Origin of the sequence: Streptomyces sp. NPDC101110 (assembly GCF_044759525.1) — a bacterium.
Taxonomy (GTDB): domain Bacteria; phylum Actinomycetota; class Actinomycetes; order Streptomycetales; family Streptomycetaceae; genus Streptomyces.
The window spans coordinates 46,724-59,907 of the sequence record NZ_JBIVZM010000002.1 but is presented as its reverse complement, the minus strand read 5'-3'; the positions used below and the strand labels follow the sequence as shown (position 1 = coordinate 59,907).

Below are 13,184 nucleotides of genomic sequence, written 5' to 3'. Positions count from 1 at the left end.
CGAGCCGTTCCGGGGAACCCGGGAGAGCGGAGGGCCCGGATCTCACACGTGGAGGAACAGTGGCGGACGCGGCAGAGGGCGGGGGCATGCGCCGGGGGCGCAACGAGACGGAGGAGGAGCGCGCGGACCGGATGTGGCAGGAGCTCATCCAGGAGGTCCGGGTGGCCCAGATGGGCGTCCAGATCCTGTTCGGTTTCCTGCTCACCGTGGTCTTCACCGAGAAGTACGCGGATCTCTCGGACACCGACCAGACCATCTACCTGGTGACGGTCGTCCTGGGAGCCTGTGCCACCGGTGCGCTCATCGGACCGGTGTCCCTGCACCGCATCGTCGCCGGGCGGCGCGTCAAACCCCAGGCGGTGCGGCTGGCCTCCCGCCTCACCCTGCTCGGCCTCGTGCTGCTGCTCGCCACCACGACGGCCTCGCTGCTGCTGATCCTGCGCGTGGCGACGCACGACGGATTCGTGCCGTACCTGGTCGCCGGCGTGGTCGGCTGGTACCTGCTGTGCTGGTTCGTGCTGCCGCTGTGGACCCGGCACCGCCACACGTCGAGGTGAGGGCCCGGGGACCGGTCCCCGTCTCAGCCCCCGGCCAGGACCCCTTCCAGGAAGTCGTCGACCCGGACCTCCTCGCGGCCCGGCGGGACCACCGCATGGGTCTCGCGCAGGAACGCGGCGAATCCCGGCGCCCACCCGAACACCACCGCGTGGTGCCGGCCGCCATCGGGGCGGGCGTCGCCGAGGAACTCCATGCGCAGCTCTTGCCACATCCCCCGCGCCTGCGGGCGCATCCGCACGTCGCCCACCCCGACCGGACGCCGCAGCGCGTCACCCAGCATCTCCCGGTCCAGCTGCCACCGGGCGAGGACGCGGCCGTCATGGCTGAAGACCACGGTGACGGCGAACGGGTCCGCGGCGTCGTAGCTCAGGTGGGCGAGCACGGAGAAACGGTCCGTGTCGCCCGCCTGGAGCTGCACCACCAGGGTCTTGTGGACGAACGAGTTCACGAGGGGGCCTCCGGGAAGAACCGATGTAGAGCCCTCTAGTACCCCCGATTCCGGTGAAATGCTCAGCCGACCGGGTGATTCCCCCGAGCACCGCGCAGCGACTCGATGCAGACGGCCACGGCCCGCTGGAGATCCTCCAGGCGCTGCACCATGTCGTCCTCGTAGAACTCACCGGCGTCGTCGAAGGTCAGCTCCTCGAACACCTTCGTCGCCTTCTGCAGACTGCTGTAGAACTTCGTGCGCCGCTCCTGCACCCGCAGCCCCGGGTCCGCCTCCACGACCTCCACGACGAGCGCCTTCATGGTGTCGTAGGCCTCTCCGGCCCACTCGCCGGCGTCCTCGCCCTCGTCCAGCTCGTCGATGAGCGACAGGTGCCGCTCGGCCTCCTGCCGGAGCTCGGCGGGCGCCTCGACGGTCTGCCCGGCGGGCGTCTTGATCTGCCCGGACTCGGCGATCTGCCGCACGTACCCGATCCGGTCGGCCGCCCTGCTCTCACCGGCGACGGCCTTCTTCAGCTCGTCGGTGCGCACGACGTCACGGGCCAGCTCCGACTGGAGGTCCGGGTCCTCACGGACCCGGTCGAGCAGGGCCTGGCGGGCCGCGCGGGCGGTGGAGGGGTCGGCGAGGATCGCGGCCCGCAGGGCGGTGGGGTTCTCCGCGACCTCCAGCGCCTTGGTGGGCCGGATGCCCTCCGCCTCGGCTGCCTCGGAGATGGCGGTGCCGCGCTCGGACGTGGCGCTGTTGCGGGAGACGTAGTAGCTCAGCCACACGTCGGCGTCCGGCAGGTCCACCTCCTGACCCGGCGTCAGAGCCTCGAACTGCGGGACCATCCCGTCGTCCGCCGCCCGGTCCCACGCCTTGTAGTAGCGCATGACCCGCTCCGGGGAGCAGCCGGCGAGCTCCGCGAACTCCTTGGCGGACACCTTCGGGGTCTCGTCGGCGCCCTGCCCGCCGGGCCGCACGTTGCGCGCCACCTTCAGACCGAACGCCCACCCTCCGGTCCGGGCGTACGCGCCGAACTCGCGCGCGTCCCGCGCGACCAGGTCGGAGAGGGGCGCCGGGACGGCGGGGGACGTCTCGGGCGGGGTCATGGCTACGGTCACGGACGACTCTCCTGGGGCGGGGCAGATCGGGCTGCACGAGGTGCGGACGGAAGCCTAGCGGCAGCCGCTGACCTCGCCGTTCACCGTCCCCACGGCCCGCCCGAAAACCGTTGCCGCCCCGGGGTGACGGTGCGCGAGGATGCCCGGCATGGGACGAACGGGCAAGGGCGAGGCGCTCCGCCGGTGTGCGGAGTGCGGCGGTTACGCGTACGGCGGCGCTCCCGGCTGCCCGGTCTGCCGTGACTTGGTGGACGGCATCGTCGAGGGGGCGTGGGCGGTCTTCCTGCGGCAGTGGGACATCACGGCCGGAGGCGACCCGGAGCGGGCACTGGCCGAGATGGTCGCCGGTGAACCCGACCGGCACGACTGGCGGCTGGTGGATGCCGCTCTCGACCGGCTCCGGTGCCCCGACTGCGGCGACCGGCTCGCCCGTGGCCCGGCCGGCTGCCCGGCCTGCGACCGGGCGCACGGCTACCGCTACGCCGCGATAGAGACGGACCGGCCGGGCGTCCCGCCCGGCAACGAGCACGCGGTCCGGGTCAACGTTTCGGTGGTGCGCAGACCGCAGGTCAGCTCGGACAGCGAAGTGCTCGTCCGGCGCCTGCTGCTGCCCCTGCTGCTGGCGGGGTTCCTGCCCACGACGGAGGAGGCCCAGCGGATCAGCGCGCTCGTGAAGAAGAGCCCTCCGCAGCGGAGGGCTCGACTGGTGGAACAGACGGTGGGGGAACTGGCCGAGCGCTTCAGCCGAACGCGTCCCGCAGTGCGGGCAGCAGGGTCTTCTCCGACCAGTCCAGATACGCCGGCTGCGACTCGCCGCCGATCTGGACCAGGGCGACCTCGGTGAACCCGGCCTCGGCGTAGGGGCGGACGGCCTCGACGAACGCCTCCGGGTCGTCACCGCACGGGATGGCCTCGGCGACGTCGTCCTGCGTGACGAACTGGGTCGCCGCCTCGAAGGAATCCGGGTGCGGCAGCTCCGCGTTGACCTTCCAGCCGCTGCCGAACCAGCGGAACTGGGAGTGCGCCCGCTTGACGGCCGCGTCCCGGTCGGAGTCGTAGCAGACCGGGAGCTGGCCGACGCGGGGCTTGCCCGCGCCGCCGTGCCGGTCGAACGCCTCCAGCAGCCCGGCCTTCGGTTCGGTGGCGATCACCAGGTCGCCCAGCCGGCCCGCCAGTTCGCACGAGCGCTCCCCGGAGACGGCGATGCCGATGGGCGGCGCCTCGTCCGGCAGGTCCCACAGCCGGGCCGACTCCACGTCGAAGTGCGTGCCGCGGTGGTTGACGTGGCCGCCCTCGAAGAGGGCACGAATGATCTCCACGGCCTCCTCGAACATCTCGTGCCGCACATCGACGGACGGCCAGCCGCCGCCCACCACGTGCTCGTTGAGGTTCTCGCCCGAACCCAGACCCAGCCGGAACCGGCCCTCGGACAGCAGTTGCAGCGTCGCGGCCTTCTGCGCGACCACCGCCGGGTGGTAGCGGAACGTCGGGCACGTCACATACGTCATGAGCGGGATACGGGACGTGGCCTGGGCGGCCGCGCCGAGCACCGCCCACGCGTAGGGCGAATGGCCCTGCGAGCGCAACCACGGAAAGTAGTGGTCGGAGGTCACCGAGAAGTCGAAGCCCGCCTCCTCGGCCCGCACCACGTGGTCGACGAGCTCTCGGGGTCCGGCCTGCTCGGTCATCATCGTGTATCCGATTTGCACCATAACCGGCGAGTCCCCTGACACCGGACTTGAAAACGGGCTCGATCAAGGACGCCGGCAGGTGCAGGATGCGTGCATGAGTGCCCCCGCCCTGCCGTCCTCCCGCCCCGCCGCACAAGGTGTCGACGCCTCCGGAGTGCAGGCCTTCCTCGACGCCCTCGAAGCGGCGCCCGACATCGAGCCGCACAGCCTGATGATCATGCGGCACGGGTACCTGGTCGCGGCCGGCTGGTGGGCGCCGTACACCGCCGGCCGCCGCCACCTGCTGTACTCGCTCAGCAAGAGCTTCACCGCCACCGCCGCGGCCCTGGCCGAGGCCGAGGGGCTGCTCGCCTTCGACGCGCCCGTGATCTCGTACTTCCCGGAGTTCGAGGCCGGCATCTCCGATCCGCGCAGCCGGGACATGCTCGTACGGCACGTGGCGTCCATGACGAGCGGCCACCGGCGGGACACCGTCGACGAGGTCTTCGGGCCGGACGTCACCGAGCCCGTCCGGCAGTTCCTGATGCTGCCCCCGGACGAGGACCCGGGCACCGTGTTCGCCTACAACCAGCCCGCGACCTACACCCTCGCCGCGATCGTCCAGCGGGTGACCGGGCAGCCGCTCACCGCCTACCTGCGGCCCCGGCTGCTGGATCCCCTGGGCATCGGCGACGTGTCCTGGTTGCGCGACCGCACCGGCCGCGAGCTCGGCTTCAGCGGCCTGCACGCCGCCACCGACGCCGTCGCCCGGCTCGGACAGCTGTACCTGCGCGACGGCCTCTGGGCGGGCGAGCGACTGCTTCCCGAGGGATGGGCGGCCCGCGCCTCGCACCCCCGCACACCGACCGCCGGCGCCATGGGAGACCTGGACCGGCAGGACTGGGACCGGGGTTACGGCTATCAGTTCTGGACGTCCCGGCACGGCTACCGGGGGGACGGGGCGTTCGGCCAGTTCTGCCTGGTGCTGCCGGAGCACGACGTGGTGATCGCGGCGACCTCCGCGACCGAGCGGATGCAGGAGTACCTGAACCTGGTCTGGGAGCACCTGCTGCCCGCCTTCGGGCCCGGGCCGCTGGCCGGCCGCGAGGCCGCCGACGCGGAGCTGGGCGAGCGCCTGAGCCGGCTCGCGCTGCCACCCGCCCCGGGCGCCCCCGCACCCCCGGGGCGGGAGCGGGACTGGGCGACCGGCGCGTTCACGCCCTTCGTGCAGGCGGGACCGGTCCGGTCGGCAGGGCTCGACCCCGGCGCGGACGGCTGGACGCTGACCCTGACCGGAGAGGGAGACAGGCCGGACCGACCCGACCGGATCGACCTGCGGATCGGCCGGGCGGGCTGGACGGTCGCCGAGGGCCCCGTTCCGGCCGCGGTGAGCGGCGGCTGGACCGAGGACGGCACGCTGACCGTGGACGTGGCGTTCCTGGAGACCCCGCACCGTCTGGCGCTGACCTGCTCCCTGGCGGACCGGACGCTCACCTCGCACTGGCGCACCGTGCCGCTGCACGGCGGCCGGCTCACCGCCCTGCGCGCGCCGCGCGGTTCAGTCTGAGTCCGGCCGGAAGGTCTTGAAGAAGGTGCGCAACGCCTGCTGGTTGGCCGCGCTCTCCCAGTCCGCGTCCGGGGTCGTCCAGCGCAGTGAGAAGCTCCGGCCCCCGCCGAGCAGGACGCCGCGGCCGTAGGTGTGCAGTCGGGTGCCGTCGACGTCCGCGGTCCATTCCATGTCGGCGGACCTGCGGCCCTGATACGTCGTCGCGCGGATCGCGCCGATCCGGTCGTAGTCGTCCGCCTGTTTGAGGTTGGGCTCGACGTCGTCCCGCCACACGGCCACCGGGTCCGGGCCCGCCTGCTCGCTGTAGGTGACGGCCAGCGTGCGGTCGTCGCCCTCGGCGCCGAAGACGACCCGGTAGGCGGCTTCGTCGCGGTCGGTGTCCAGCCGCTCGAAACCCTTCGGGAGCGCGACGGAGAAGCCCTCCGGCGCCCGGTAGCGCTGGAAGCCGGCCGGCAGGGCCGTGCTCGGCGAGGAGGGCGTGGGTGTGGGTGTGGGTGTGGGTTTGCCCGCCGGGGAGGACGCGGGGGGCGTGGGGGAGGGGGACCCGGTCGGGCTGGGCGCCCCGGACGGTGCGGGGCTGCCGTCGCCGGTGCCCTCGCCCGGCGTGGCGGCGGAGGCAGGCGGGCGGGCCGGCGATTCGGCCGCGTCGCTGCCGCCGTCCGTGCCCGGCAGCCCCTGGGTCGCGGCGAGCACGGCGACCGCGACGGTGACGACGGCCAGGGCCGTTCCCGCCACCATGGTCCGTCTGCTCCACGTGGGGCTCCCTGTCCGCACCGCCGCGTAGGCGCCGCGCAGCCGCGGGACGGGAGACGCGGCCGGCGCGGCCTCGGGGTCCTCGCTGAGCGCGCGGGTCAGCGCCTCACGCACCACCGGGCGGGTCAGCCGCTCCCGCGAGTCCTTGCGGAGCAGTCCCTGGACGACCTGCGTGAGCGGCCCGGCGCGCATCGGCGTGCGCAGCGGCAGCCGGTCCACGCCCTTCAGCGTGTTCTCCGGGCGCCCGCGGTCCCGGAACGGCGGGCGGCCCTCGACCGTCGTGTACAGGATCGCGCCCAGCGCCCACAGGTCGGCGGCGGGGCCGATGCGCTGGTCGCGGGCCTGCTCCGGGGAGGCGAACGCCGGTGCCGTGAGCCGGGGCGCGAGCGTCGCGCCTGCCAGGCCGAAGCCTGTGACGACGACCGAGTGGTCCTCACGCACGAACACCTGGCCGGGGCTGAGTTCGCCGTGTGTGATGCCCTCGGCGTGCGCGGCGTCCAGCACGTCGAGCAGGGCCAGGCCTACCCGTGCCGCCCGCACATAGTTGAACGTGCCCTGCTCGGAGAGGAGTTCACCGAGCGGTGTGCCGTCGATCCACTCGTTGACCGTCCACAGGGCGCCGCCCTCCTCGACGGCGTCGACGACCGCGGCGATCCGGCCGGGGCACAGCAGCGCCATGTTCTCGCTGGTGCGCAGCAGGCGGGTCGCGGCCCGGCGCTCCGCCCTGCTCGGGTCCTCGGGAAGCCCGACCTGGGTGACGAGGCAGGGGCGCGAGAACTCGCCGGCCCCGGTGTCCTCGGCGTACCAGCAGACGCGGTTGGTCTCGCGATGGAGGATCTCGAGCAGCCGGTACCGTCCGGCGACCAACTGGTGTGTGGAGACGTGCGCCCTGCCCATGGCCATCCCTCGCTGGAAACCTGGCTCTCACTTTTCCAGAAGTACGGGGGGTGAGGCGGCCTGCGTTCAATCGGACCGCAACTCCGGCTCCAATCCTGTCTTTTGTTCAAGGGAAGGGATCAAGTGTGCGAGGAAAAGCGGCCTTTCGGGGGCACTGGCGCGGCTTACCTCGGCAGCCGGGCCGCGACGGCCGCGCGGAATTCGATCGCCGCGGCCCGGCTGATTGGCTATTTCGGTCCCGGCCTGCTGGTAACCGGCGGTAAATGCGGACGTGTACAACGTCTGAACTCCGAGCCCTCCGATGAATTCCGCGGTGGATTCGTCAAGAGGGGCCGCGACGTCAGCGCAGCCCGAAGCGGCGCGACCAGGCGAACACGTCGTCCGTCGTCGCGTTGCCCCCGCACACCACCAGACCGATCCTGGCCCCGTCGCCGACCCGCTCCAGGACCCGCCGGGCCGCGGGCAGCAGGCACCCGGCCGCCGGTTCGGCCCAGACCTTGGCGTGGTCGGCCAGGTCCAGCGAGCCCCGCACAGCCTCCCGGTCCGGAACCACCAGGACCTCGGTGACCAGCGCGGAGACATGGTCGTACGTCAGCTGCGACACGGACGGGGCACTGAGGGTGGAGACGATCGACGACAGGGCGACGGGCAGCGGGCCGCCCGCAGCCAGCGCCTCGGACATGGCCTGTGCGCCCTCGGTCTCCACCCCCCACACCCGCACGCCGGGCCGGCGGGCCCGCAGCGCGGCGGCGACACCGGCGATCAGGCCACCGCCCCCGATGCTCACGAGCACGTCGGTGAGCTCGCCGGCGTCGGCCGCCAGCTCCAGCCCCACCGTGCCCTGCCCGGCGATCACGGCCGGGTCGTCGAAGGGGTGGACCAGGGTCAGGCCCTCCTGCTGGAGCCGTGTCATGAGTGCGAACGCGCCGTCCATGTCGTCGGTCAGCCGCACCGACGCGCCGGCGGCCTCCGCGATCTCCACGGCACGGGCGGGCGCCGAGCGGGGCATCACGACCGTGGCCTTCACGTCGAGGGCCGCCGCCATGACGGCCACCGCGATCCCGTGGTTGCCCCCGCTGACCGCCACGACCCCGGCGGCCCGCTCCGCCTCGCCCAGCGACAACAGCTTCACCGTCGCCCCGCGTGCCTTGAACGAACCGGTGCGCTGCAGCAGTTCGAGCTTCACGGTCACCGGTGCGCCGAGCAGCGCCGACAGCCCCGGGCTGTCCACGGTCGGGGTGCGCACGACGTGCCCGGCGATGCGCCCGGCCGCCGCTTCGATCTCCGAAATGCCGATCATGGCAGTGGTCCTTCCGGCGCGGGGTCGCGAAACGCGCCGTGTCGAACCCTGACGCGCCGAGGGGACGAGGTCAAAGCATTACGCGACGGGCGCGCACGCCCCGGACGTGTCGCGGGGCGGGCGCGGGTGCCCCGGAGGTACTGCGCGGAGGGTGCACGCTCCGGACGTGTTGCGTGGCGGGCGCCGGTGCCGCGGACGTGTCGCGGGGCGGGCCCCCGCGCCCCGGGCGCGGCCGGCGCCGGGCGCTCAGACGTCGCGCCGCACCAGGTACTCCAGCAGCGACCGCAGATCGGTGACGGCGTTCGGTGCCAGCGGGGCCCCGGCCAGGGAGGTCTCGACGGCGGCGAGGTGCCGGCGTGCCTCCGCCATGGCGGCCGCACGGCCGCCCGCCTCCTCGATCAGCGCAGCCGCCGTACCGGACGCCTCGCCCGACTCCAGGAGCGCGGCGATGCGACCGCCCATCGGGGAGTCGAGCGCCACCAGCACCGGGAACGTCCTCTTGCGCTCGCGCAGATCACCGTGCACCGGCTTGCCGGTGACACGAGGGTCGCCCCAGATGCCCAGCACGTCGTCGACGATCTGGAACGCGACCCCGAGATGCCGGCCGGCCCGGTCGAGCGCGGCGGCCGTCTCGGGAGCGGCACCACCGAGCACGGCACCGAGCGCCGCCGCGCAGCCCAGCAGCGCACCCGTCTTGTGCTCGGCCATCGCCCGGTACTCGTCCGGCCGCACCCGCTCCGGTCCGGTCCACGGGCGGTCGGCGAACAGCAGGTCGTCCGCCTGCCCACGCACCAGGTCACCCAGTGCCACGGACAGCGTCCGCACGCCCCGCGCACCACCCGGCTGCGCCGCCAGTGTCTCGACGGCCAGGGCGAACAGGGCATCACCCGCGAGCACCGCGGGACCCGTGCCGTAGGCCTTCCACACGGTCGGGCGGCGACGCCGGTCCGTGTCACCGTCCATGATGTCGTCGTGCAGCAGGGAGAAGGTGTGCACGAGTTCCACCGCGACCGCCGCGGACACCCCGGCCCGGCCCGGCGCACCGGCCGCCTCCGCCCCGAGCACCGCGAGCGCCTGCCGCACCCCCTTGCCGCCGGAGGCCACGGCCGGTGCCCCGCCGACCTCGCACCAGCCGAAGGAGTAGGCGGCCATCTCGCCCACCCAGGGGTGCAGCCGCCCCACGGCTTCCTCCAGGGCCGGGCGGACCAGGGCACGGCAGCGGTCGAGAACCCGGGGGACGTCACCGGTGCCGGCCACGCGGTCGTTCGGCTCGCCCCGTCGTACCGCCCGAGCCGTGGCGGCGGCCTCGGCGGCCGTGTCCTGCCGATGCGACCACGCCGGTGCCGGCACCGGGGCCGTCGTGCCCCGGTGTGCCGCCTGCCCGGCTCCACCGGGCTGCGGCGCCTGCGTGACCGGCGCGGTGGACGTCGCGGCGGACCGTGTCGCCTGCGCCGTCGTCGGCAGCGCCGTCACAGGGCCGCCCCCGTCTCCCGCTCGGCGGACGGTATGCCGAGTTCCTCGTGGGCCCGGGCCACCATCCGGCGGGCATGCTGCAGGCCGATGCGCTCCAGCAGGCCGGCGAGGTCGGCCAGTTCGGCCGCCGTCTCGTCACGGTCGCGGCCCAGGCGGGCCAGGGACTTGGCGAGACCCAGCCGCGACAGTGCCTCCCCACGGGGCTCGCTCATCTCGCGGAACTCCGCGAGCGCCTGCTCGTACAGCTCCCGGGCCTCGGCGTAACGACCCGCCCGGTACAGGACGTTGCCGCGCATCTTGTGGTTGTAGGCGAGCGCGCTGGACAGCCGCATCGCGCGGCACGTCGTCTCCGCCTCGCTCAGCAACTCCAAAGCCCGCTCGGTGTCCTGGTCGCGGACCGACACCACGTCGGCCAGCCCGCGCAGCGCCCAGGCGTGACCGCGGCGGTCGTCGGCACGAGCGGCGATCTCGGCGGCCTCCTCGAAGACCGCGTACGCCGTGTCGTAACGGCCGGTGTTGCGGTGCATCTGCGCGATGCCCTCCAGCGCCCACACCGTGTGCCGCGCCTCGCCGCGCCGCCGGGCCTCGGCGAGCAACTGCTCGTGCAGACGGCCGACGGCCTCGTAGTCGCCCTGGATACGGCCGGTCTCGGCCAGTCCGGCCAGGGAGTAGCCGCGGACGACGATGTCCCCGCCGCGTTCGCCCAGGTCGGCCGCCAACTGCAGCAGCCTGCGGGCCAGCGGGAGCGCGCCGCGCTGCCGGGCCAGCGTGCCGCCGCTCCACAGCGCCCAGGCCATCGCTGCGAGGTCCCCGGCCTGCCGGGCCGCGCGGTAACTCGCCTTCCAGGCCCGGTCCGCCTCCTCGACCCGGCCCAGCCGCCGGTGCGCCTCGGCCACGGCGAGTCCGGAACGCGCCGCCTCCGCGGGCTGTCCGGCGCGCTCGGCCGCCCGCAACTGCTCGGTACCGGCGGCCAGGACGTCGGTCAGCGAGGAGTTGACGGACAGGGTGGTGAGCGCGCCCTGGTACTCCGGGGCGAATGCCTTGCCGTACATCGATGCCTTTCGGTCCGTACACACCCGAGGGAGAGCCACGATGTATACACGGAGCGTATACATGGGGTGTATAGAAGAGTGGAAAGCTGCCCCGGCCGTGAGGGCCGGGGCATCACCTGCTGCCGATCAAGACGTCGGCGGAACGGACCGGGTTGCCTCTGAGACGCACGTCACCTGACAGGCATTCAGTGCTGCCCCGCCTTGTGCGGAGTCGCCTCGCTCGGCCGGACGACGACGTACCCCTCGCCCTGGAGCAGCAGTTGCACCGCCTCCCCGGAGCCGCCGCGCAGCATCGACCCGATGGACTGCGAGCGGTGCAGCGATGTCTGCAGGCCCGCCGTCCAGCCGACGATCGCGTCCGTGTCGACGTACACCGGGTACTGCGGCGAGACCGGGATGACGAGCGGGTTGCCCTCGCACACCAGGCCCAGCTTGCCGTGCCCGGTGAAGACGCTGTTGAACAGACCGCCGCCGGTCATGCCGGCGCCCTTCACGGTGACGATGCGGTACGACAACGTGGCGTCGAAGCACAGGACGTTGCGGCCGTTGACCGTGAACTCGTCGCCCGGCTCGACATCGACGACGAAACAGTTCTGCGCCTCGTGCGCGAACCAGGCCTCGCCCTGCCCGCGCACCGCCATCAGGGGCAGACCCTCCCCGGTGACCGCGCGCTTGAGCATGCCGCCCACACCCTGGCCCTTGCGCTCGAAATGGAGGTCGCCGCGATAGGAGATCATCGCTCCCTGCCGGGCGAGCATCTCGCCGTTCACCGTGTACCGGATGCACTTGGCGTTCTCGACGGTCATGCCCGGCGCCACGGCCGGCTGCACCATGTGCTCACTGGAAAAGAGATCACCCTTCATACCGGCATCCTCGCCCGGAGCGTTTCCCTCCGCCAAGATCGGGCAGACGGTCGCTTCGCACACCCAATGCTCACGCCACTTCACCCACCGCCGGGGACGGCACGCCCGGCAAACCCGCCTGCGCACCGTCGCCGGCCGCACCACTACCGTGTCGTACGCCGGGACGACCTGCGCCCGCACCCGACCTACCGGCCTAAGGAGCGCCGCAGATGTCCCGCACCGTACGTTCCCGCTGCCGTGCCGCCCTGGCCGCCCTCACCTGCTGTGTGGCGATGGGCTGCGGGACCGGCGCGGGGTCCGCGGGAGACGGGCCGAGTCCGCCGGCCGACCCCGCGCCGACGGCGGCCGGGCGCGGAGTGGTCACCTGGGCCTCCTCCGCGGGCCAGATCGGCGAGACGGCCGGCGGCGGCCGCGGCTACCGGCTGATGGTGCACACCAGCGTCGGCGGCAGCGACCTCAGGGTGCGGCTCTCCAACGCCTTCGGTGACCGGCCGGTGACGTTCCGGAACGTCCACGCGGGCCTGCGACGGGACGGTGCCGCGCTCGTCCCGGGCAGCAACAGACGCCTGACCTTCCGCGGCGCACACTCCGTCACCGTCCCCGCGGGCGGCATCGTCTACAGCGATCCGCTGCCCGGCAGCGTGCCCGCCGGGCGCACCCTCGCCGTCAGCCTGTACGTCCCCCGGGCGGGCGGCGCGCTCACCGGGCACTGGCTGGCGATGCAGACCTCGTACACCACCCGCGGCGACCACGCGGCGGAGGAGGGCGCGGCCCACTGGAAGAACCGGATCCACTCGTGGTTCTACCTCGACGCCGTCACGGTACGGCCCCGCCGGGGAACGGGCGCCGTGGCCGCCCTCGGCGACTCCATCACCGACGGCTGGCACTCCACCACCGGCCACAACCGCCGCTGGCCCGACTACCTGGCCCGCCGCCTCGGCGCGTCCGCCGGCTCGGTCGAGGGCGTGGCCAACGCGGGCATCGCCGGGAACAAGGTCCTTCTCGACGGCCCCGGGCAGAGCGCCCTGAACCGTCTGCAGCGGGACGCGCTGTCGCTGCCGGGCGTGCGCACGGTGTTCCTCTTCCAGGGCGTCAACGACATCAAGGCCGAGCCCGCCGCCACGAGCGCGGGGCTGATCGCCGGGTACCGGCGGCTGATCGACCGGGCGCACGCGGCCGGGAAGTGCGTCGTCGGCGCCACGATCGCCCCCTACAAGGGCTGGCAGGAGTGGGATCCCGCCGGGGAAGCGGTACGGCGGCAGGTCAACGCATTCATCCGCGACAGCGGAGCGTTCGACGCCGTCACCGACTTCGACCGCGTCCTGCGCAGCCCCCGTGACCCCGAGCGGCTGCTGCCCGCCTTCGACGGCGGCGACCATCTGCACCCCAACGACAAGGGCATGCGGGCGATGGCCGACGCCGTCGACCTCGCCGACCTCGACTGCGGGACCCGCCAGGACACCACGGGGCGGGGGACGCGCTGAGCCCGGGGCGGGGAAC

General features: G+C 73.4%; 12 protein-coding genes. 4 read left to right on the top strand and 8 right to left on the bottom strand.

The features are described 5' to 3' along the window. The first annotated feature begins 59 nt into the window (after nt 1-59). A complete protein-coding gene (locus ACIQU3_RS03595; RefSeq protein WP_403728125.1) occupies nt 60-557 on the top strand; it encodes a DUF6328 family protein in 498 nt (165 codons plus the stop codon). Between the two features lie 23 nt (nt 558-580). Here ACIQU3_RS03595 and ACIQU3_RS03590 read toward each other — a convergent pair whose 3' ends face one another. Together ACIQU3_RS03590 and ACIQU3_RS03585 are read right to left on the bottom strand one after the other, a co-directional pair. Next, complete coding sequence (locus ACIQU3_RS03590; RefSeq protein WP_403728127.1) at nt 581-1,006, bottom strand: SsgA family sporulation/cell division regulator; 426 nt, start codon at nt 1,004-1,006, stop codon at nt 581-583. 62 nt (nt 1,007-1,068) lie between these two features. Then, nucleotides 1,069-2,097 (bottom strand): hypothetical protein, encoded by a 1,029-nt coding sequence (locus ACIQU3_RS03585; RefSeq protein ID WP_403728290.1) that lies wholly within the window; start codon nt 2,095-2,097, stop codon nt 1,069-1,071. 160 nt (nt 2,098-2,257) lie between these two features. Here ACIQU3_RS03585 and ACIQU3_RS03580 point away from each other — a divergent pair, with 160 nt between their 5' ends. Next, nucleotides 2,258-2,953, top strand: a complete 696-nt coding sequence (locus ACIQU3_RS03580) for a hypothetical protein (RefSeq protein WP_403728129.1) — start codon at nt 2,258-2,260, stop codon at nt 2,951-2,953. Here the strand turns inward: ACIQU3_RS03580 and ACIQU3_RS03575 are convergent. Further along, a complete protein-coding gene (locus tag ACIQU3_RS03575; protein WP_403728131.1) occupies nt 2,850-3,821 on the bottom strand; it encodes an LLM class F420-dependent oxidoreductase in 972 nt (323 codons plus the stop codon). The two genes, ACIQU3_RS03580 and ACIQU3_RS03575, sit on opposite strands and share 104 nt — an antisense overlap. A 73-nt stretch (nt 3,822-3,894) precedes the next feature. On the opposite strand from ACIQU3_RS03575, the gene ACIQU3_RS03570 reads away from it, so the two are divergent. Beyond that, a complete protein-coding gene (locus tag ACIQU3_RS03570; RefSeq protein WP_403923250.1) occupies nt 3,895-5,346 on the top strand; it encodes a serine hydrolase domain-containing protein in 1,452 nt (483 codons plus the stop codon). Here ACIQU3_RS03570 and ACIQU3_RS03565 read toward each other — a convergent pair. The 5 genes from ACIQU3_RS03565 to ACIQU3_RS03545 form a co-directional block, all read right to left on the bottom strand. Continuing rightward, nucleotides 5,338-6,996 carry a serine/threonine protein kinase gene (locus tag ACIQU3_RS03565; protein WP_403923248.1) on the bottom strand — a complete coding sequence of 553 codons (1,659 nt, stop codon included), beginning with the start codon at nt 6,994-6,996 and terminating at the stop codon, nt 5,338-5,340. The two genes, ACIQU3_RS03570 and ACIQU3_RS03565, sit on opposite strands and share 9 nt — an antisense overlap. A gap of 340 nt (nt 6,997-7,336) precedes the next feature. Beyond that, the gene (locus ACIQU3_RS03560) at nt 7,337-8,296 is read right to left on the bottom strand and encodes a threonine/serine dehydratase (RefSeq protein ID WP_403923246.1); all 960 of its coding nucleotides are present in this window, start codon (nt 8,294-8,296) and stop codon (nt 7,337-7,339) included. A gap of 246 nt (nt 8,297-8,542) precedes the next feature. After that, a complete protein-coding gene (locus tag ACIQU3_RS03555; RefSeq protein ID WP_403923550.1) occupies nt 8,543-9,553 on the bottom strand; it encodes a polyprenyl synthetase family protein in 1,011 nt (336 codons plus the stop codon). A gap of 212 nt (nt 9,554-9,765) precedes the next feature. Beyond that, entirely contained in the window at nt 9,766-10,821 is a 1,056-nt protein-coding gene (locus ACIQU3_RS03550) for a tetratricopeptide repeat protein (protein WP_403923244.1), read from the bottom strand. 185 nt (nt 10,822-11,006) lie between these two features. Next, on the bottom strand, nt 11,007-11,684 hold the full coding sequence (locus tag ACIQU3_RS03545; RefSeq protein WP_403728145.1) for an AIM24 family protein: 678 nt from the start codon (nt 11,682-11,684) through the stop codon (nt 11,007-11,009). Nucleotides 11,685-11,893: 209 nt separating this feature from the next. Here ACIQU3_RS03545 and ACIQU3_RS03540 point away from each other — a divergent pair, with 209 nt between their 5' ends. Then, entirely contained in the window at nt 11,894-13,168 is a 1,275-nt protein-coding gene (locus ACIQU3_RS03540; protein ID WP_403728147.1) for an SGNH/GDSL hydrolase family protein, read from the top strand. Nucleotides 13,169-13,184: the final 16 nt, after the last annotated feature.